The 17373-nt window shown below is 71.2% G+C and carries 23 protein-coding genes and 1 pseudogene; 11 read left to right on the top strand and 13 right to left on the bottom strand.

What is annotated here, in order from left to right; all coding sequences use genetic code 11:
• A partial coding sequence (locus AB0K03_RS12190; protein WP_364683477.1) for a hypothetical protein occupies window positions 1–442 on the top strand: 442 nt, incomplete at its 5' end.
• 15 nt (window positions 443–457) lie between these two features.
• On the opposite strand, the gene AB0K03_RS12195 is transcribed toward AB0K03_RS12190, so the two are convergent.
• The 4 genes from AB0K03_RS12195 to AB0K03_RS12210 all read right to left on the bottom strand — a co-directional run bounded on the left by AB0K03_RS12195 (window position 458) and on the right by AB0K03_RS12210 (window position 3635).
• Window positions 458–1198, bottom strand: coding sequence for a peptidase E (locus AB0K03_RS12195; protein ID WP_364683479.1), 741 nt, complete (start codon window positions 1196–1198; stop codon window positions 458–460).
• Complete coding sequence (locus AB0K03_RS12200) at window positions 1195–2028, bottom strand: nucleotidyltransferase domain-containing protein (RefSeq protein WP_364683481.1); 834 nt, start codon at window positions 2026–2028, stop codon at window positions 1195–1197. Before AB0K03_RS12200 ends, AB0K03_RS12195 begins: the two co-directional genes overlap by 4 nt.
• Window positions 2029–2043: 15 nt before the next feature.
• The gene (locus AB0K03_RS12205; RefSeq protein WP_364683483.1) at window positions 2044–2649 is read right to left on the bottom strand and encodes a class I SAM-dependent methyltransferase; all 606 of its coding nucleotides are present in this window, start codon (window positions 2647–2649) and stop codon (window positions 2044–2046) included.
• Window positions 2650–2813: 164 nt separating this feature from the next.
• A complete protein-coding gene (locus AB0K03_RS12210) occupies window positions 2814–3635 on the bottom strand; it encodes a G5 domain-containing protein (protein ID WP_364683485.1) in 822 nt (273 codons plus the stop codon).
• A gap of 221 nt (window positions 3636–3856) precedes the next feature.
• Here AB0K03_RS12210 and AB0K03_RS12215 point away from each other — a divergent pair, with 221 nt between their 5' ends.
• Window positions 3857–4315, top strand: a complete 459-nt coding sequence (locus tag AB0K03_RS12215; protein WP_364683487.1) for a lamin tail domain-containing protein — start codon at window positions 3857–3859, stop codon at window positions 4313–4315.
• A 194-nt stretch (window positions 4316–4509) separates the two neighbouring features.
• On the opposite strand, the gene AB0K03_RS12220 is transcribed toward AB0K03_RS12215, so the two are convergent.
• Window positions 4510–5079, bottom strand: coding sequence for an NAD(P)H-dependent oxidoreductase (locus tag AB0K03_RS12220; protein WP_364683489.1), 570 nt, complete (start codon window positions 5077–5079; stop codon window positions 4510–4512).
• 93 nt (window positions 5080–5172) lie between these two features.
• Here AB0K03_RS12220 and AB0K03_RS12225 point away from each other — a divergent pair, with 93 nt between their 5' ends.
• The 6 genes from AB0K03_RS12225 to AB0K03_RS12250 are packed head-to-tail and all read left to right on the top strand — an operon-like array spanning window position 5173 to window position 10673.
• Window positions 5173–5628 (top strand): MarR family winged helix-turn-helix transcriptional regulator, encoded by a 456-nt coding sequence (locus AB0K03_RS12225; protein ID WP_364683491.1) that lies wholly within the window; start codon window positions 5173–5175, stop codon window positions 5626–5628.
• Window positions 5629–5670: 42 nt separating this feature from the next.
• Window positions 5671–6024: a metalloregulator ArsR/SmtB family transcription factor gene (locus AB0K03_RS12230; protein ID WP_364683493.1), complete on the top strand. Its 354-nt coding sequence runs from the start codon at window positions 5671–5673 to the stop codon at window positions 6022–6024.
• Entirely contained in the window at window positions 6008–6502 is a 495-nt protein-coding gene (locus AB0K03_RS12235; protein WP_364683495.1) for an SRPBCC family protein, read from the top strand. The genes AB0K03_RS12230 and AB0K03_RS12235 overlap by 17 nt, the downstream gene beginning before the upstream one ends.
• Before the next feature lie 20 nt (window positions 6503–6522).
• On the top strand, window positions 6523–7107 hold the full coding sequence (locus AB0K03_RS12240; protein WP_364683497.1) for a phosphoesterase PA-phosphatase: 585 nt from the start codon (window positions 6523–6525) through the stop codon (window positions 7105–7107).
• Between the two features lie 47 nt (window positions 7108–7154).
• Complete coding sequence (locus AB0K03_RS12245) at window positions 7155–9251, top strand: hypothetical protein (protein ID WP_364683499.1); 2097 nt, start codon at window positions 7155–7157, stop codon at window positions 9249–9251.
• Between the two features lie 51 nt (window positions 9252–9302).
• The gene (locus AB0K03_RS12250) at window positions 9303–10673 is read left to right on the top strand and encodes an MFS transporter (RefSeq protein WP_364683501.1); all 1371 of its coding nucleotides are present in this window, start codon (window positions 9303–9305) and stop codon (window positions 10671–10673) included.
• Here the strand turns inward: AB0K03_RS12250 and AB0K03_RS12255 are convergent.
• Genes AB0K03_RS12255 through AB0K03_RS12265 form a run of 3 tightly spaced genes read right to left on the bottom strand, consistent with a single transcriptional unit; the run spans window position 10633 to window position 11602 of the window.
• Window positions 10633–10929, bottom strand: a complete 297-nt coding sequence (locus tag AB0K03_RS12255) for a DUF1905 domain-containing protein (protein ID WP_364683503.1) — start codon at window positions 10927–10929, stop codon at window positions 10633–10635. The genes AB0K03_RS12250 and AB0K03_RS12255 overlap by 41 nt on opposite strands.
• A gap of 41 nt (window positions 10930–10970) precedes the next feature.
• Window positions 10971–11366 (bottom strand): PIN domain-containing protein, encoded by a 396-nt coding sequence (locus AB0K03_RS12260; RefSeq protein ID WP_364683505.1) that lies wholly within the window; start codon window positions 11364–11366, stop codon window positions 10971–10973.
• A complete protein-coding gene (locus tag AB0K03_RS12265) occupies window positions 11363–11602 on the bottom strand; it encodes a hypothetical protein (protein WP_364683507.1) in 240 nt (79 codons plus the stop codon). Before AB0K03_RS12265 ends, AB0K03_RS12260 begins: the two co-directional genes overlap by 4 nt.
• 140 nt (window positions 11603–11742) lie before the next feature.
• On the opposite strand from AB0K03_RS12265, the gene AB0K03_RS12270 reads away from it, so the two are divergent.
• Entirely contained in the window at window positions 11743–12324 is a 582-nt protein-coding gene (locus tag AB0K03_RS12270) for a Uma2 family endonuclease (protein WP_364683509.1), read from the top strand.
• A gap of 28 nt (window positions 12325–12352) precedes the next feature.
• Here the strand turns inward: AB0K03_RS12270 and ychF are convergent, their stop codons facing one another.
• Both ychF and AB0K03_RS12280 read right to left on the bottom strand, forming a co-directional pair.
• Complete coding sequence (gene ychF, locus AB0K03_RS12275) at window positions 12353–13438, bottom strand: redox-regulated ATPase YchF (RefSeq protein WP_364683511.1); 1086 nt, start codon at window positions 13436–13438, stop codon at window positions 12353–12355.
• Window positions 13439–13449: 11 nt separating this feature from the next.
• Entirely contained in the window at window positions 13450–14106 is a 657-nt protein-coding gene (locus AB0K03_RS12280; protein WP_364683513.1) for a hypothetical protein, read from the bottom strand.
• 78 nt (window positions 14107–14184) lie between these two features.
• Here AB0K03_RS12280 and AB0K03_RS12285 point away from each other — a divergent pair, with 78 nt between their 5' ends.
• Entirely contained in the window at window positions 14185–15600 is a 1416-nt protein-coding gene (locus tag AB0K03_RS12285; RefSeq protein WP_364683515.1) for an AlkA N-terminal domain-containing protein, read from the top strand.
• The gene (locus tag AB0K03_RS12290; RefSeq protein WP_364683517.1) at window positions 15597–16100 is read left to right on the top strand and encodes a methylated-DNA--[protein]-cysteine S-methyltransferase; all 504 of its coding nucleotides are present in this window, start codon (window positions 15597–15599) and stop codon (window positions 16098–16100) included. The genes AB0K03_RS12285 and AB0K03_RS12290 overlap by 4 nt, the downstream gene beginning before the upstream one ends.
• Here the strand turns inward: AB0K03_RS12290 and AB0K03_RS12295 are convergent.
• The 3 genes and pseudogenes from AB0K03_RS12295 to AB0K03_RS12305 form a co-directional block, all read right to left on the bottom strand.
• Window positions 16097–16459, bottom strand: coding sequence for a hypothetical protein (locus AB0K03_RS12295; RefSeq protein ID WP_364683738.1), 363 nt, complete (start codon window positions 16457–16459; stop codon window positions 16097–16099). The genes AB0K03_RS12290 and AB0K03_RS12295 overlap by 4 nt on opposite strands.
• Window positions 16451–16843, bottom strand: a pseudogene (locus AB0K03_RS12300) (maleylpyruvate isomerase N-terminal domain-containing protein); the annotation flags it as partial. The gene AB0K03_RS12295 and the pseudogene AB0K03_RS12300, both read right to left, overlap by 9 nt.
• Window positions 16844–16855: 12 nt before the next feature.
• Window positions 16856–17362 carry a hypothetical protein gene (locus tag AB0K03_RS12305; RefSeq protein WP_364683519.1) on the bottom strand — a complete coding sequence of 169 codons (507 nt, stop codon included), beginning with the start codon at window positions 17360–17362 and terminating at the stop codon, window positions 16856–16858.
• Between the last annotated feature and the right edge of the window lie 11 nt (window positions 17363–17373).

The following is a 17373-nucleotide window of genomic DNA, read 5'->3' on the forward strand; positions in this document are numbered from 1 at the left end:
CGCGTTCTCGTTCACCCGCTATGGCACAGTGAGCCCGGCATCCGGCTGGAGCTTCGCAGCCGGGAACTTCGCGGGCGACTATCGCGCCGACGTCGTGGGCTACCACCCCAGCAACGGCAGCCTGTGGGTCGGCGCCAACACGGGATCCGCGTTCTCGTTCACCCGCTATGGCACAGTGAGCCCGGCATCCGGCTGGAGCTTCGCAGCCGGGAACTTCGCGGGCGACTATCGCGCCGACGTCGTCGGCTACCACCCCAGCAACGGCAGCCTATGGGTCGGCGCCAACACAGGATCCGCATTTTCGTTCACGCAATACGCCACCGTCAGCCCCGCAGCCGACTGGAGTTTCGTGGCCGGCAAATTCGCCGGTGACTCCCGTTCCGACGTGATGGGTTATCACCCGAGCAACGGCAGCCTGTGGGTCGGAACCACCGTCGACTAGTCCCAGACGCAACCCTCACTGATACTTCAGCACGCGGGTGGGCAGCGGCGTCTCGGTCACCGAGCCGTCCGCTGCCCGCCTCAGCTCGTACGCCAGCGGGCCCTCCCGGTCGGCCACCGCCTCGACCATCCGGGTGCCCCGGTAGACCAGGCCGGCACCGTCGTCGGTCGCGTACCCGTCGGGCAGCGTGCCGTCGCCGATCAGCTTGTGCATCATCGGCCGGCGCTGCTCCTCGCCGTCGTAGTGCACCCCGTTGCTGTACGGCAGCCAGCCCAGCCCGTCGGTGAAGGCACGCAACTCCGGCCCGTAGCTGTCCGTGCTGCCGCCGACGTGCCAGCAGATCGACCCGGCCGAGACGCCACCGAGGACCACGCCGGCCTGCCACGCCTCGTACAGGATCTCGTCGAGGCCGTGCACCCGCCAGATCGCGCAGAGGTTCGCGACGCTGCCGCCGTTGACCCAGATGACGTCCTGGTCGAGCAGGTGCGTGCGGATGTCCTCGTGGTTGGGCATCGGGAACAGCTGCAGGTGCGAGGCGCGGTAGTTCGTCTTCGCGAAGGCGGCGTAGGTCGCGCCGATCCAGTTCTCCGGGTCGCCGACGGCCTGGTGCAGGAAGCAGAACTTGGCGTCCTCCCCGGCGTTCGCCAGCTCCGCCGCGAAGTGGTGGATCGGGCCGGGGCGCATGTCGAAGATGCCGTACTTGCCGCGCTCGTAGCCGGCGCTCGTCGCGAGGATGGTGGGTTCGTCGGCGGTCATCGCGCCATCATGGCGCACGCGTCGGCGGTCTCCAGCACGAGGTCGGCGGCCATGTCGAGGGCGGTGCCGAGGTGAGCGGGGTCGCCGTCCACGCAGGCGAACATCGCGTCGACCCGCTGGCGGAAGCGGTCCGGAGCGCCGGGCAGGGCGGCCGCCGAGGCGATCGCCCCCTTCTCGTTGACCAGCCAGCGCCCGGCCGCGCCGTGCAACGCGTGCGCACACACGCCGACGAGCCGGAAGAGGCATCCGGCGACGTACGCGGCGTCGCCGCGGGACACCGCCTTGCGGGCGACCCCGGTCAGGAAGTCGGCCTCCCACAGACCTGCGATCAGCGCGTCGCGCAGTGCCGCGGGATAGACCCGGGTGCGCTCCTGCAGCGCCGTGAACTCACCGGTGGCATCGGCGAGGACCACGCTCAGCGCCACCTCGCCGGCGTACGTGAAGTCGGGGACGCCGAGCGGGTGCCCGGCCTGGGCGTGGAACGCGTACCGGCCGTGCCCCGCGTCGGCGACGGCCCGGGCCACCCGGTCGAGGTCGCGGTAGATCCAGTCCACGGGAGCGCCGTCGACGGTGAGCCAGCCGCCGCCGTCGACCCACGGCCCCCACTCGCCGGGCGCGGTGACTCGCGCCGACGGCCCGGCGACCTCGCGCGCCAAGGCACCCAGTGCGGCCAGGTCGAGCGCGCCGCGGTAGTACAGGCCGACGTCGGTGTCGGAGTCGGGAGCGTGTGTGCCGCGGGCCCGGCTGCCGCTGAGCGTCACGGCCGTCACGCCGGGCACCTCCACGAGGCGAGCGGCCATCTCCCGGAGTCGTTCGTCGCTGACCGCCACGCGCCCCACCCTCCCTCAGCCCGGCTTGACCGCCTCGACGAGCACCCGCCGGGAGTACGAGCGGAACACACCGTCCCGCCCGATCCGATCGTGCACCTCGCGCAGCCGGGGACGGAACCGTTCGATCGAGAAGCCCGGCACCGTCCACACCACCTTGCGCAGGAAGTAGGCCACCGCGGCGACGTCGAAGAACTCCACCCGCAGCCGCTCGGCGCGCAGGTCCACGAGAGACAACCCCGCGGCGGCCACCAGCCGTTCGAAGTGCTGCGGCTCAGGCGGCGGCAGCGGCCCGAGCATGGCCTCGGACAGTTCCCGGTTGGTGCCCGCGCCGATCTGCTGCGTGAGGAACGTCCCGCCGGGCCGCAGCACCCGCGCCACCTCGTCCCACGGGGTCCGTACCGGATGCCTGCTGACCACCAGGTCGAAGACCGCGTCCCGGAACGGCAGCGAGTTCCCGGCCTCGACCACCGAGGCGCCGAGCGGGCGCAGGTTGCGGGCGGCGACGGGCACGTTGGGCCGCCACGCCTCGACGGCGATCAGCACCCGCGGGGGCTCCGGCACCGTGGCCAGCACCTCGCCACCGCCGGTCTGGAGGTCGAGCGCGGCGGCCGCCCCGGCCATCCGCTCGCCGATCAGCCGGGCGTAACCCCAGCTCGGACGCTCCTCCCGGCGAACCAGGAGAAATCCCAGCCCGCCACGGGTACGGCGGCGGCCTCGGCGAGCAGGTCCTCGAAGGTGTCCACGGTGCGTGAGTCTGCGCGGTGCGAGCCGCCGGGGCGAGCGGATTACTCCTCGTCCTCGCAGGGCAGCGTGAGGTCCAGGGCGTCCAGGTCGTCGGAGCTCAGCAGGCCCAGGTGCTGGTCCAGCAGTTCCTCCTCCTCGGCCTTGGTCTCGTCACTGCACATCGCGCTGCGGGCCAGCGGCGCGCATTCGCTGCGGTCGCCGCACCGCCCGTCCTTGTCGTGGTGGCGGTCGCCCGACCGGCGGTTGCCGAACGCGATGACGCGGTGCTGCGGCTCGCGCGTCACCGTGGAGTCGAGCAGCCGCCGCGCGGTCTCCTTGCTGCCGGTGTACGTCACCTCGTAGTGCAGCACCCGCTCCCCGGGCACGCCCCGCTTCTGCACCCGCTTGCTGCCGCGCGGCAGGGAGGGATCGCGGACCAGCATCGTGCGGAACGGGATCGTCTGCGTCTCCGACACCCGGGCCGTACGCACCACCGGCACGGGCACCGTCCCGGTGGCGGCGACGCGGACGGGCACACGGTTCGTCTCGGCCACCGTGGACGTACGGCGCGGCGCGCGGGTCGCCGTACGGTCGGCCTCGCCCGGAGCGGACCGGTCCTCGGTGATGGCCGGAGCCTCGGCGTGGCCCCGTACAGGCGCGCTGGAGGCGACCGGCGGCTGCGACGGCGCTCGGGTCGGCGCGGCGGATTCGAGCGGCGCGACCGCGACGGCCTGATCGACCGCGCGTACGGCGTCAGCCCGCTCGTCCCCGGTCAGCGCGACCACACCACCGGCCGTACCGGCGATCAGCGCGAGCACCCCGAGGCCGGCCGTGGTCATCCGGACGCCGAACGGCAGCCGGGCCCAGAATGACTTTCGCGGCATTTCGAGTAGATGCTGCCAGGAATCACTAGATGTCTGGTTTAGCACCAGAGCATTGTGCGGCCGGAAGCGCCGCACGCCAGCGTCACTGCCGCACCCGAAAGGATGACCGCGGCCGGACCGACGGGTATGCGACACCGTCCGACCCGCTGCGCCCGCCTCCGGGGCGCCGCCGCGAAACATCTCCACAATGCTGCGACACGCCCACGACATCTGGAGGCACGGTGCGCAGATCGGTCAGCATCATCGCGGCGGCAGTGGTGGCCGTCGCCGGCTCGCTCGCATCCGGTGGCCCCGCCTCGGCGGCCACCCCCTCGCTGCGGTTCCACGGCGCCCAGTACGACTCCCCTGGCTCCGACACCCGCAGCAACACCAGCCTCAACTCGGAGTGGATCTCCCTTGTCAACAGCGGCAGCCGCGCCGTGAACCTCAGCGGCTACACGGTCCGCGACAAGTCCAACCACGTCTACAAGTTCGGCAACGTGACGATCGCGGCCAACGGCGGGCGGCTCTGGCTGCACACCGGCAAGGGCACGAACGGCGCCAAGGACCGCTACTGGGGCAGCGGCAACTACATCTGGAACAACACCGGCGACACGGCGTACCTGCGTAACGCCTCGGGCAAGCAGCTCGACACGTGCACGTGGGGCAAGAAGTCCGGCCGCACCTGGGTCGGCTGCTGAGCTCGTACGCGAGAACGGGCCGCCGGGAAGCCCCCTTCCCGGCGGCCCTCGTCATGAGGCGGCGGCCCTCGTCATGAGGCGGCGCCCGTCGCCCTCAGGCGGCGCCCCTCGCCATCAGGCGGCGCCCCTCGCCATCAGGCGGCGCCCCTCGCCATCAGGCGGCGCCCCTCGCCATCAGGCGGCGCCCCTCGCCATCAGGCGGCGACCGGAGCGCGCAGCGGCGCGAGCGCCGAGCTCCACGCCACCAGCTGGTCCAGCATCACGGTCAGCGCGCCGGCCTGGTGCGCGCCCGGCGTGAACTGGCTGTAGTTGACGAAGTCGGTGGCCAGCGACAGGGTCACCGCCGCGCGGACGTCGGCCATCATGAGCTCGCCCGCGATCAGCCGCAGGGACTCGATGGCCCGGGCGCCGCCGACCGAGCCGTACCCGACGAAGCCCACGGCCTTGTTGTTCCACTCCGCGAACAGGAAGTCGATCGCGTTCTTCAGCGCGCCCGAGGTCGAGTGGTTGTACTCCGGCGTCACCATCACGAAGCCGTCGAACTCGGCGATCTTCGCGGCCCACTGCCGGGTGTGCGGCTGGGTGTACTGCGCCATGGACGGCGGGATGGCCTCGTCCAGGTGGGGCAGCTTGTAGTCGAGCAGGTCGACGAGCTCGAACTCCGCGTCGGTGCGCTGGGACGCCTGCTCGAGCACCCACTTCGCGACGGCCTCGCCGTTGCGGCCCGGGCGGGTGCTGCCGAGGATGATGCCGATCTTGGGCATGGTCGCGTGCTCCATCTGTGTCGAGGTCCGTCCTTTGCTTCGTCAAGCAAATACTTGTCGTCGGCCGGGTGTCAAGGCCGTACGATCAAAGTCATGTCCGCCACACCCGCGCCACCGCCTCTGAGCAGCGAGGAAGAGGCGGTGATGCGCGCGCTGGGCCGGCTGATGCTGGTGCTCCCGCGCCTGCTCGACGCGGACCTCGAACGCGAGCAGCGGATGTCGCTGAGCGAATATCAGGTGCTCCGCCACCTCTCCGAGTCGCAGTGCCACATCATGCGGATGAGCGAGCTCGCCGCGGCATGCGACATGTCACTGAGCGGAATGACCCGGCTGGCCGCCAAGCTGGAGTCGCACGGCTACCTCAAGCGCATCCGCTGCGAGAGCGACGGCCGCGGCTCCAACGCCGTGCTCACCGAGGCCGGCCTGACCCGGCTGCGCGAGGCCTGGCCCGCCCATCTCGCGAGCGTCCGGCGGCACATCTTCGACCACCTCGGTGACCTCGATCTGACGAGCCTCGCGCACGCCCTGACTGCGATGACCGCCGACTGAGCCCTCGGTTGACGTATTCCCTTATGGGTATACGATGAGGCCATGGCACGAGCGGCGACCACCACGGACGCGTTCAACGCCGTCGCGGAACCCCGGCGGCGGCAGATCCTCGACCTCCTGCGGGCCGGCGAACGGCCGGTCAACGAGCTCGTCGAGCTGCTCGACCTCGCCCAGCCCCAGGTCTCCAAGCACCTGCGCGTGCTGCGCGAGGTCGACCTGGTGCACGTCCGCGACGAGGGGCGGCAGCGGCTGTACCGGCTCAACCCCGGTCCGCTGCGACCCATCCACGACTGGCTGCGGGCGTACGAGCAGCTGTGGAACGAGCGGTTCGACCTGATGGACGACGTACTGGACGACCTTGGGAAGGCGGAGAGCGACGATGACGGCGACGACTAAGGGCTCGGCGAAGGTGACCCTGCCGGCCGACAACCAGATCCTGATCACCCGCGAGTTCAACGCCCCGGCGCGGCAGGTGTGGAGGGCGTACACCACGCCGGAGCTGATCAAGCGCTGGTGGGCGGGGCAGCGGGGCACCGTGACCAGCGTCGAGGTCGACCTGCGGGTCGGCGGCAGGTGGCGCTACGTGATGACCGCCGGCCCCGGCTTCGAGGTCGCCTTCCACGGCGAATACCGCGAGATCGAGGAACCGGTACGCCTCGTCAACACCGAGGCCTTCGAGGGCATCCCGGACCCGGACGGCAACGCCGCGCTCGTCACGATGACCCTCACCGAGAAGGACGGGCGTACGGCCATGGAGGTGCTCGTCGAGCACCGCGACAAGGCGGGGCGCGACGCGCACGTCAACTCCGGCATGGAAGGCGGCATGCAGGAGTCCATGGACGCGCTCGAGGAGCTGGCGGCCTCGCTCGCCTGACCCTTTGCGATGATCACCGGATGACAGCCGACCGCGCCGCCCGGATCGCCTCGGAGGTGTTCGCCCCGGCTGTCCTGGTGGCGGCGCTCATGCTCATCGTCGGCTGGCACGCCGGGGACACCCCCGGCGTGTCCCGGTGGTGGGGACTGCCCGGCGCCCTGTTCGCGGCGGGCATTCCCCTCGCGTACGTCGTCCGCGGCGTCCGCCAGGGCAGGCTGACCAGCCACCACATCCCCGAACGCGAGCACCGCCTCGTCCCGCTGCTGTTCGGCATCGGCTCGGTGGCGGCGGGGCTCGTCGCGCTGATCGTGCTCGGCGCGCCGCGCGACGTCCTGGCGCTGCTGGCGGCCGGCGGTGCGGGCCTGGTGGTCTTCACGGCGGTCACACACTGGTGGAAGATGTCCATCCACGCCGGGGTGGCCGCCGGGACCGCCGCGACGCTGACCGCGGTGTACGGCCCGATCGCCCTGCTCAGCGTGCCGTTCGTGCTGCTGGCGTGCTGGGCGCGCGTACGCCTCTCCGCCCACACGGTCGCTCAGGTGCTGGCCGGAGCGATCGTCGGCGCGGCGATCGCGGCAACCGTCTTCCCAGCCCTGCGGCAGTGACCTTTAGGGTGAGGCCCGCGGTGCCGCCACCCTCTACTGTGGCCGCCATGGTGAGACGGCTTCGCAGTGTCGCATCCGGACTGATCCTCGCCCTGCTCGTGGTGCTCGCGCCCCTGCCGGCGGCCGCGGCGGCGACGTACTCCGTCAAGCTGTCCATCACGGCGACGGCCAAGGTCTCCGGCCGCTTCATGTACGTCTGGGACCGCGCGACGTGGACGTACCGCGTGGTGCAGGGCGACGCGGACAGCACCACCGGCACGGTCAGCCTGCCCCCGGGTGACTACTTCGCCGTGGCCCGGTACGGCTACTTCCGCCAGCGCAACTACCTGCTGGTCAAGACGTTCAAGGTGACGAACGCCGGGCTGACCGTGACCTTCGACGAGAAGGCCGCCAAGGAGATCCGGATCGTCCCCGACGACACCACCGCCACGCGATCCACCTCGGCGGTGTGGCTCACCACGCCCGCCGGCGTCGCCGGTTTCGCCAGCGGCGGCCCCGCGAAGAACTACGTCACCCCGTTCAGCGTCGCCGGCGTCTCGGTCCGCATCCACGACCTCCTCACCGGCTCGGGCGGCTCCCGCTACGACCTGTACCACTCCTTCTCGACGACCGTGCCGGCCACGCCCACGGTGTCCGTCACCAGGGCGAAGCTCGCGAAGACCGGCACCACGCTGCAGGCGCAGGGCGTCGGCACGATCGGCGCGCTCGGTTCGGCCCTCAAGGGCGGCTGGAGCGGCTCCTATGTGGAGTCCCGGGTGTCGCTGCCCGGCACGGTCACCGAATACGTCACGCCCGGCGTGGCCCTGCAGCGCCGGTTGACGTACGGCGCGCCCGAGAGCTATCTGACGTTGCCGGACCGGACCCTGGCCGCCGGCACCAGCGCCGGGACCACGGTCGGCACCGGACCGTTCGGTCCGGTCGCCGGAACGTCGGCCCGCGTCGGCGGCGAGCTGCGCATGAACGAGCCCATCGGGTACGCCGACGCCGCCGGTCACCCGGGCTACGACGCGCGCGCCCGCGAGACCCACACCCTCACCTCGGACGGCGACACCCACCGCTTCGACCAGACGGTCACCCGCCGGGTCGCGTGGTCCCACCTGTCCACAAAGGTACGGAGCGAGTGGACGTTCACCGCGCCCGAGGACGGCCCGCTGCCGCTGATCGACACGGCGTTCACGGCCACCGGCCTCGACTCCCGCAACCGGGCGACGACCGGGCGCGTCCAGATCACCGCGCACGCCGCGACCCGTGGCGGCGGCAGCACCACCGTGACGGGGATCGAATACTCGACGGACGACGGCGCCACGTGGACCGCCCTGTCCGGCAACGAGCTGCCCGTTCCCTCCTCAGCCGCCTACGTGTCCCTGCGCGCATCCGCCACGAATGAAAGGTCCGGCCACCTCCGCCGTACCGTCATCCGGGCTTTCGGCGGCCCGGCCGCCGCCGGCGACGAGAGCGCGGGAAGCACGAAGATCTCGAATGTCGTGGTCAACGGCGGCGCGGCGCTCGCCTTCGGCACCTCGGGAACCGCCACGTTCGCGGCGACCTTCTCGGCCACCGACCCGTCCGGCATCAGCGGCGGCGACGCCTACCTCTACCACGGCGCCTACGACGCACCGGACGCCGTCGCGCTCCCCGCCGGCGCCGCCGACTGCACCCCGACCAGCTTCACCGCGGCTCTCTGCACGGCCCGCTTCATCCTGAACGTCAAGACCGACGCGGCCGGCAACGCCCGCGCCGGCGCCTGGAAACTGGCCGCCTGGGCCGACGCCACGGACGGCACCTCCTTCACCGACCGGCACGCGGCCGGATCGGTCGCCGTGAAGCGCACCACCAAACTGACCGCGGACGCGACCCCCGAGCCGGTCAAGAAAGGCAAGACGCTGACCGTCACGGGCACGCTGACACGGGCCAGCTGGGACAACTGGACGTTCCAGGCGTACGCGGGCCGGTCCGTGGTGCTGCAGTACCTGAAGGCGCGCACGAGCACGTGGAAGACGGTGAAGACCGTCAAGACCGACTCGAAGGGGAAGCTGAAGACGACGGTGACGGCATCGGCGGACGGCTCCTACCGCTGGACGTACGCCGCCGACACGACCTCCACCGGCGTCACCAGCGCGGCCGACTACGTCGACGTGAAGTAGCGCCACGCCGGCGCTTGAGCTCAACCGGGGATGAGGTTCTAGGTTGCGTCGGTGAGCGCGATCCTGCGGCGGCCGTACGCCCTGACCACCACCGGAGCCTGGAGCCTCGTCTTTCTCGCCGCCTTCGAGTCGCTGGCGGTCACCACGATCATGCCGGACGTGACGGCCGGCCTGCACGGACGCGGCCTCTACGCGCTCGCCTTCTCGGCGGCCCTGGCGGCCGGCGTGGTCGGCATGGTCACTTTCGGCGCCTGGGCGGACCGGCGCGGACCCGCCGTACCGCTGCTCAGCGCGATCCTGACCTTCGGCGCGGGCCTGGCCCTGGCCGGCACCGCCACCTCGATGCCGCTCTTCGTGGCCGGCCGCTTCCTGCAGGGCCTCGGCGGCGGAGGCCAGACCGTGGCGCTCTACGTCCTCATCGCGCTGGTCTACCCGGCGGAGCTGCACATCAAGATTTTCGGCGCGTTCGCGACCGCCTGGGTGCTCCCCTCGCTCATCGGCCCGTCCCTCGCGGGCTTCACCGCAGCCGCGCTGAGCTGGCACTGGGTCTTCCTCGGAGTGCTGATCCTGGTCGCGGTCGCCACCACGCTGATGCTGCCGGCGCTGCGCGGCCTCGACCGCAGCCCCACGGACCGCGTCCCCGACCCTGCGGCCGACGCCCGACGCGCGGCGGAGGCCACCGTCGTGGCACTCGGCGTCATCGTGCTCAGCTCCCTCGCCGAGATCGACGCCGCCTGGCTCCTGGCACCGGCCACCGTGGTTGTTGCGGCGGTCGCGCTGCGCAACCTCGTACCGGCAGGCACGTATCGAATCGCCCGCGGCCTCCCGGCGGCGGTCGCCCTGTGCGCCGTCGCCGGCGGCGTCTTCGCCGGCACGGAGGTCTATCTGCCTCTCCTGCTGCACGACCGCTACGGCGTCCCCACCTGGCTGTCCGGCATCACTCTGACCGCCGGGGCGGTGGCCTGGGCGCTCGCCTCGGCCGTTCAAGCCCGGCTTGGCGACCGCATCACCCCGGCCTCAGCCATCCGAGCCGGCACGATCCTGCTGGCAGCCGGCGCGGCGACGGAACTGATGACGGCGGCCCTCCACCTCCATCCGGCAGCTGCGGCGGGCGGGTGGTTCCTCGCGGGCGGCGGCATGGGCACGCTGTACCCCCGGATCAGCGCCTTGGTCCTGGCGACCTCGCGGCCGGGAGAGGAAGGCTTCAACACCGCAGCGAAAAGCATCACCGACGCGGTGGGCGGAAGCGCGTCGTTGGCGGCGGCGGGGGCTCTGTTCACGGTGCTGCCGTTCGTGGCACCGTTCGCCTTCACGACTGCGCTTGGGGTCATGGCCATCCTGGTCGGCCGCCGCGCGGTGGTCCCCAGCGCGATCGAGACGCTCAGTCTTCGTCCGCCCGGCCGGGACGCAGCACCACGGTGACGATGTCACCTTCGTCGATACCTTCGGCCTTTCTGACGGCATCCTTGAGGGGGACCAGATAGCGGCCATTCCTGGGGAAGAGCGCCGTCCGGAACTCCGCCTCCCCGATGACGACCCGCACCGGCACCTGCCCCCAGTAGATGAGGGATCGGGCCGCTTCCTTGAGCTCGGCACTGTCGGCCTCGGGCATGGCCACGAAGAAGTACGGCGCCGGCCCGCGCCACTCGATGACCTCCGCGTCGAATGCCCACTCCACGACGAGCATTCAACCAGCCGGAGCCCAGGCCCGGATCCGGGCTACAGGCCGACGACCCGGACTCCCCGCCCGCACAGCTTGACCATGTCGTCGACATCGGAGGTCAGGACCGCCACGGGCCCGGGAAGCCGTAATGCCACCTCGGCGACCATGGCGTCGATGGCGTACCTGTGCCCGTGCAGGCCCGCCGCCTTCAACAGCCCCGCACTACGGCGAGCGGTCTCCTTCGTCACCGCCTCCACGCGGATCCGGGACAGCAGCCAGCTCAGCCGCGCCATGTCCACGCCGGCGTGGGAGACCTCGATGATCGTGGCAGCCGACATGGCGATGTCGGCCCCGTCGCGTTCCCCCAGCTCCAGGAGCCGCATCACCTTGCGGTCCTGGCTGATCCACCCCGAGAACCCTTGCGAATCGAGCACCAGCGACTCGAGGCTCACGCCGCGCGATCCGTCCCCTCGGTCCCGTGCAGGAGGGTTCGGGCTTCAGCCATTTCCTCGTCAGTGAACGCGCCGGACTCCTCCTGATAGCGGTCCAGCTCGTCGCGCAGCAGGCGGCGCCGCTCGGCACGCTCGGCCAGCTCGGTGAGGTAGCCGGAGACGTTGTCGGTGTGCGTCTTCATGCTTTCCAGCAGCTCCACCGGCAGCGTGATCGTGACCTTCTTCGTCCTCGCCATGCCGCGACCATACCATGGTATTACCACACCTGGTCCGGGGCTTCCACGCGGTCCGTGCCGACCGGTCCAGCCACGCCGCTGAGCCATGAGGGCATTTCTGCACGGCGGGCGGGACGGTCACCGAGTGCTACCGTGACGGCATGACTGCGGTGCCCGAGTGGATGCGGCCGCCCCGCCCCGAGGGGTGGTACGCCGACGATCTTGACAAGCTCGCCGAAGCACCCCGCCATACCGAACTGATAGATGGAGCCCTCGTCTTCATGATGTCTCCCCAGCGGGTCTGGCACGCACGAATGGTGACCGCGCTGGTGAACAGTCTGACGGAGCAGGCACCGCCAGGGGTCGAGGTCGACCGCGAGATCACGATCCGACTCGACAGATGGAACCGTCCCGAGCCCGACCTCCTGGCGGCGGCAGCCGCCTACGATCCGTCACGAACCTTCTACACGCCCGAGGAAACTCTTCTGGTCGTTGAGGTGGTCTCCCCGGAATCAGCCCACCGCGACCGTACGGTCAAGCTGCGCAAATACGCGGAAGCCGGCATCGCCAACTACTGGCGCATCGAGGAAGAGAACGGATCACCTGTGGTCCACGCCTACGAACTCGACGGGCCCACCCGGTCGTATGTGCCGACCGCAATCCATCGAAACGAGCTGCACACCACGACACCGTTCGAGATCTCGCTTGATCTGAATGGCCTGGTGCCCGGCCGCAAGAGCTGAGCCGGGATCACCATCAGCCGCAGCGTCACTACACGTTGAAGCGGAACTCCACCACGTCGCCGTCCTTCATGATGTAGTCCTTGCCTTCCATGCGGACCTTGCCCGCCGCCTTGGCCGCCGCCATCGAGCCCGCCGCCATCAGGTCCTCGTAGCTCACGATCTCGGCCTTGATGAAGCCGCGCTGGAAGTCCGAGTGGATGACGCCCGCCGCCTCCGGGGCGGTTGCGCCGACCGGGATGACCCAGGCGCGGGCTTCCTTGGGGCCGGCCGTCAGGTACGTCTGCAGCCCCAGCGTGTTGAAGCCGACCCGGATGAGCTGGTTGAGGCCCGGCTCGGTCTGCCCGGTGGACTCGAGCAGCTCCATCGCCTCGTCCTCGGGGAGGTCGATCAGCTCCGACTCGATCTTCGCGTCCATGAAGATGGCCTCGGCCGGGGCGACCAGCGCGCGCATCTCGTCGAGGAACGCGGCGTTTCCGAGCTCCGCCTCGTCGACGTTGAACACGTACAGGAAGGGCTTGACGGTCAGCAGGTGCAGCTCGGCGAGCTGGTCCAGGTCGATGCCCGCCGCCTTGGCGCCCGCGTACAGCGTGGTGCCGTCGTTGAGGAGCTTGAACGCCGCCTCGGCCGCGGCGACCGCCGGGGCGCGGTCCTTCTTGAGCTTGGCTTCCTTCTGCAGGCGGGGCAGGGCCTTCTCGATCGTCTGCAGGTCGGCCAGGACGAGCTCGGTGTTGATCGTCTCGATATCGTCGGCCGGGGAGACCTTGCCGTCGACGTGCAGGACGTTCGGGTCGGAGAAGGCGCGGACGACCTGGCAGATGGCCGAGGCGTCGCGGATGTTCGCGAGGAACGCGTTGCCGCGGCCCTGGCCCTTCGAGGCGCCGCGGACCAGGCCGGCGATGTCGACGAACGAGACGGGGGCCGGGATGATCTTCTCGCTGGCGTACACCTCGGCCAGCTTGGTCAGCCGCTCGTCGGGCAGCCCGACCACGCCGACGTTGGGCTCGATCGTCGCGAACGGGTAGTTCGCGGCGAGCACGTCGTTCTTGGTCAGGGCGTTGAACAGGGTGCTCTTGCCGACGTTGGGCAGGCCGACGATCCCGATGGTAAGGCTCACGACAGACCAGTCTACGGCCGGTCGATGGACGTCCCGGGCAGCCCCAGCGGGTTGTCGGCCATCACCCGGAGCTGGGCGGCCACCTCCGGGCTGGCCGTCATCGCTTGGGCAAGCGCCCGCAACTGCGAAGACGGCAGCTGGCCGCTGCCGATGCCGTGCAGCGGGATGGTCACCGTCGCGCCGGAGTCGCGGTCGCGGGCGGTCAGCGACGGCGGTACGAACGTACGGTCGCGCTGGTGGCCGGGCATCGCGGAGATCTCGGCCCGGGACAGGTCCACGGTCTTCGTGCGCAGCGCGCCGCGGATCGACACCGACGTGCCGTCCAGCCATCCCGCCGTACGCAGGGACTTGAGCGCCAGGTAGCCGCCGAGCAGGACCACCGGCACGCCGATGAGGCCGAGCAGGCGCAGCGGGCCGAGCCCGTCCTCGAACGAGAGCCACGCGCCGCCGGACACGCATTCGCGCACCTCGGGCGGGAGCAGGTCCGGCGGGATGCCGGCGATCTCGTCGGGGCTCGGGCAGCTCTCGTCCGAGCCGAACGCGCGCTGCAGCCAGCCGTCGAACACGAGCGGCAGCAGCGCGAACGCCGCGCCGGCCGCGGCGAAGACGAGGCCGAACACGACCCCGAACGCTTTCGCCGCCGGGCGGGCACCGATCGAGAGTTTCATCGCGGCAGCATAGACGCCGTACGGTGATGTCCGAATCCCGCCAGCCAACGGCCCGTGCCGGGGAGCAGACTCGAGCCCATGGAACTGGACTTCGAGCGGTGCTACCGGGCCGTCGACAGCCGTGACCAGCGCTTCGACGGCTGGTTCTACACGGCCGTACGCACCACCGGCATCTACTGCCGGCCGTCCTGCCCGGCGCTCACCCCCAAGCGGGAGAACGTCACGTTCCACCCCAGCGCCGCGGCCGCTCAGCGGGCCGGATACCGGGCCTGCCGCCGCTGCCGCCCCGACGCCGCGCCGGGCTCCCCCGAATGGGACGTGCGAGCCGACGTCGTCGGGCGGGCCATGCGGCTCATCGGCGACGGGGTGGTCGACCGGGAGGGCGTGCCGGGGCTCGCGAGCCGCCTCGGCTACACCGAGCGGCACCTGCACCGCATGCTCACCGCCGAGCTCGGCGCCGGTCCGCTGGCGCTGGCCCGGGCGCAGCGCGCGCAGACCGCGCGGATCCTCATCGAGACCACCTCCCTCGGCTTCGCCGAGATCGCGTTCGCCGCCGGGTTCGGCAGCGTGCGGCAGTTCAACGACACGATCCAGGAGGTGTACGCGCGTTCACCCGGCGAGCTTCGGGTACGCCGTACCGGGCGGGAACCGGAGGCCGGCGCGATCTCGTTGCGGCTCGCGTACCGGGCACCGCTGCACGCCGGGGCGCTGCTGGAATTCCTCGCCGCGCGCACCTTGCCCGGCGTCGAGGAGTGCGACGGGACGACGTACCGCCGGGGGTTGAATCTGCCGCACGGCAGCGCGACCGTCGCGCTGACCCCGGCCGACCGCTTCGTGTCGGCGACGCTGCGGCTCGCCGACGTGCGGGACCTGGCGCCCGCGGTGGCCCGCTGCCGGCGGCTGTTCGACCTGGACGCGGATCCGGTCGCCGTCGACGGCACGCTGAGTGCCGATCCCGCGCTGAGCGCGCAGATCACCGCCGACCCCGGGGTACGGGTCCCGCGCGCGGTGGACGGCTTCGAGATGGCGGTCCGGGCGATCGTCGGCCAGCAGGTCTCGGTCGCCGGCGCCCGCACCACCCTGGGCCGCATGCTGGGTCCCGTGCAACCGGGTGAGCTGCGCGGCTTCCCCACCGCCGAGGCCGTGGCGGAGCTGCCGGACGAGGCGTTCCGGATGCCGGCGGCGCGCCGGGCGAGCATCCGCGCGCTGGCCGAGGCGGTGGCCGACGGCAAGCTCGACCTCGAGCCCGGCGCCGACCGGGAGGAGGCCGTCGCCCGCCTGCGCGAGCTGCCCGGCATCGGCGCCTGGACCGCGGGATACGTGGCCATGCGCGCCGTCGGCGACCCCGACGTCCTCCTGCCCACCGACGTGGCGGTCCAGCGCGGCGCACGAGCGCTCGGCCTGCCGCACACCCCCAAGGCGCTGGAGGCGCACGCCGAACGCTGGCGGCCCTGGCGCTCGTACGCCCTGATGCGACTCTGGAGGTCCGCATGATGCACCACCACACGCTCGACACCCCGGCCGGCCCGTTCACCTACGTCGTCAGCGACGCGGGCGCGGTGCGAGCGGCCGGCTTCACCACTGATGTCGGTTCGTTGCTTTCCCTCGTACACAAGGATCTGCGGGAGGAGACGCGGCCCGCAGCGTCACCCGGACCGGTCGGGGCCGCGGTGCTGTCCTATCTGGACGGTGACCTGACCGCGATTGACGGGGTGGTGGTCGAGCAGCACACGACGGGCCCGTTCATGGCGCACGCCTGGCAGGTCATGCGAGAGATCAAGCCGGGCGCGCCGGTGACGTACACGGGCTTCGCGGAATTGGCCGGCCGCCCGTCAGCAGTTCGTGCGGCGGCGACGGCGTGCGCGCGGAACGCGGTGGCGCTGTTCGTGCCGTGCCACCGGGTGCTGGGTACGGACGGGACGCTGCGCGGCTACCGGTGGGGTCTCGGGGTCAAGACGTGGCTGCTCGCGCACGAGCGCCACGACCCGTCCTAGGCGCTCGGGTCCCAGGCGGCGAGCTGGTCGAAGATGCGCGGGTCGCCCTTGAATTCCAGGGTCTCCGGTGGGATGCGGCCGTAGAAGACCAGGACCAGATCGCTGGCCGTGCCCCGGAGAGAGGCGTCGGGCTCCCCGTCCGCCGCCCCCAGCCGGGCGACCCGCGCGCCGTCGGCGGACAACCAGAGACGCACGGAGAGTCCCTCGGTGGCGTGGTAGTCCACGGTCGCGGGCTCGTGCGGCCACGCGACCGTCGTGGAACAGCAGGTGAGCTGGAACTCCTCGGCACCGTCGAGCGCGACCTCGTCCGGCAGCGGCTCCGGCGCACCGAGGGCGAGCTGCGCATCGTACGTGTGCACCGCGATCTCCTGGAGCTGGTGGCGGGCGGCGGCGCCGGAGGTCTCCGGCGACTGCGAGTCGGACCACCACGTCCAGCAGCCGCGGTCCGGGCCGGCCTCACGCAGCGCGCCCAGCAGCTCCTGCGTCGAAGCAGTGAACTACGCGAGCAGAGCGGCACGCTCGCGCGGCGCCTCGGCCGCGGGTCCAGGCATCCCCCCGACGACGATGGCGGCCCACTTGCGGCGACCCGCGCCCAGGTGCTGAACCAGGTCGAACAGCGTCCAGCCCGGGCAGGTGGGCACCGGCGCGTCGAGATCAGGCGCGCCGGCGATCAGGGCGCCGAAGGCGGTCGCTCGCTCGTCGATCAGCCGCAGCAGATCAGGGAACTCCACAGCGTTCTGCACGTCGGTTGTCTATCACCGCTCGGCGAACTTCGCCGCCCCGGCCGTCCCCCATTCCGCATGCAGGTCGCCGGCCGTGACCACTATCGAGCCGCCCGTGAGTTTTACCTCGTGAGTACACCCACGCTCGTGCGGCATTATCTCGTCGAGCTGAACGTCGCCGAGCCTGGGCGTATCCGGCCACATCCGTTTCTCCCCACGTGGACCGGCGCCGACGTCGAGCCCGACGACATCGTCGTACGTGAGAACCAAACCGGCGGCATGCTTGAACCGGTTGGGAGCGAAACGAATCTCGACCGCCAACCGACCGTGCCCGGCCTCGCCGATGGACATGCCGGCGAACCTGAGATCCTTGACGCACCGGGCACTCGCGAAGTCGTAATGATCAACGTCAGTCGCGAATGACCTCGCGCCTTCCGGGAGGTGCGCCTCCAACTCGGGGAGCTTGTTCAGGTACGGCTGAGGATCCAGCAGCTGAGAAGCCCACGGGCCGTCCGTTGAAGACACTTTCACCAACTTCATGAGCGGCCACC

Source organism: Actinoplanes sp. NPDC049316, from assembly GCF_040677315.1.
Taxonomy (GTDB): Bacteria; Actinomycetota; Actinomycetes; order Mycobacteriales; family Micromonosporaceae; genus Actinoplanes.

What these genes read in the sequence shown, in the direction of transcription:
- AB0K03_RS12195 (WP_364683479.1), bottom strand. Translation starts at nt 1,198, where the DNA reads ATGACCGCCGACGAACCCACCATCCTCGCGACGAGCGCCGGCTACGAG.
- AB0K03_RS12205 (WP_364683483.1), bottom strand. Translation starts at nt 2,649, where the DNA reads ATGGCCGGGGCGGCCGCCGCGCTCGACCTCCAGACCGGCGGTGGCGAG.
- AB0K03_RS12210 (WP_364683485.1), bottom strand. Translation starts at nt 3,635, where the DNA reads ATGCCGCGAAAGTCATTCTGGGCCCGGCTGCCGTTCGGCGTCCGGATG.
- AB0K03_RS12220 (WP_364683489.1), bottom strand. Translation starts at nt 5,079, where the DNA reads ATGCCCAAGATCGGCATCATCCTCGGCAGCACCCGCCCGGGCCGCAAC.
- AB0K03_RS12225 (WP_364683491.1), top strand. Translation starts at nt 5,173, where the DNA reads ATGTCCGCCACACCCGCGCCACCGCCTCTGAGCAGCGAGGAAGAGGCG.
- AB0K03_RS12230 (WP_364683493.1), top strand. Translation starts at nt 5,671, where the DNA reads ATGGCACGAGCGGCGACCACCACGGACGCGTTCAACGCCGTCGCGGAA.
- AB0K03_RS12235 (WP_364683495.1), top strand. Translation starts at nt 6,008, where the DNA reads ATGACGGCGACGACTAAGGGCTCGGCGAAGGTGACCCTGCCGGCCGAC.
- AB0K03_RS12240 (WP_364683497.1), top strand. Translation starts at nt 6,523, where the DNA reads ATGACAGCCGACCGCGCCGCCCGGATCGCCTCGGAGGTGTTCGCCCCG.
- AB0K03_RS12245 (WP_364683499.1), top strand. Translation starts at nt 7,155, where the DNA reads ATGGTGAGACGGCTTCGCAGTGTCGCATCCGGACTGATCCTCGCCCTG.
- AB0K03_RS12265 (WP_364683507.1), bottom strand. Translation starts at nt 11,602, where the DNA reads ATGGCGAGGACGAAGAAGGTCACGATCACGCTGCCGGTGGAGCTGCTG.
- AB0K03_RS12270 (WP_364683509.1), top strand. Translation starts at nt 11,743, where the DNA reads ATGACTGCGGTGCCCGAGTGGATGCGGCCGCCCCGCCCCGAGGGGTGG.
- AB0K03_RS12280 (WP_364683513.1), bottom strand. Translation starts at nt 14,106, where the DNA reads ATGAAACTCTCGATCGGTGCCCGCCCGGCGGCGAAAGCGTTCGGGGTC.
- AB0K03_RS12285 (WP_364683515.1), top strand. Translation starts at nt 14,185, where the DNA reads ATGGAACTGGACTTCGAGCGGTGCTACCGGGCCGTCGACAGCCGTGAC.
- AB0K03_RS12290 (WP_364683517.1), top strand. Translation starts at nt 15,597, where the DNA reads ATGATGCACCACCACACGCTCGACACCCCGGCCGGCCCGTTCACCTAC.
- AB0K03_RS12305 (WP_364683519.1), bottom strand. Translation starts at nt 17,362, where the DNA reads ATGAAGTTGGTGAAAGTGTCTTCAACGGACGGCCCGTGGGCTTCTCAG.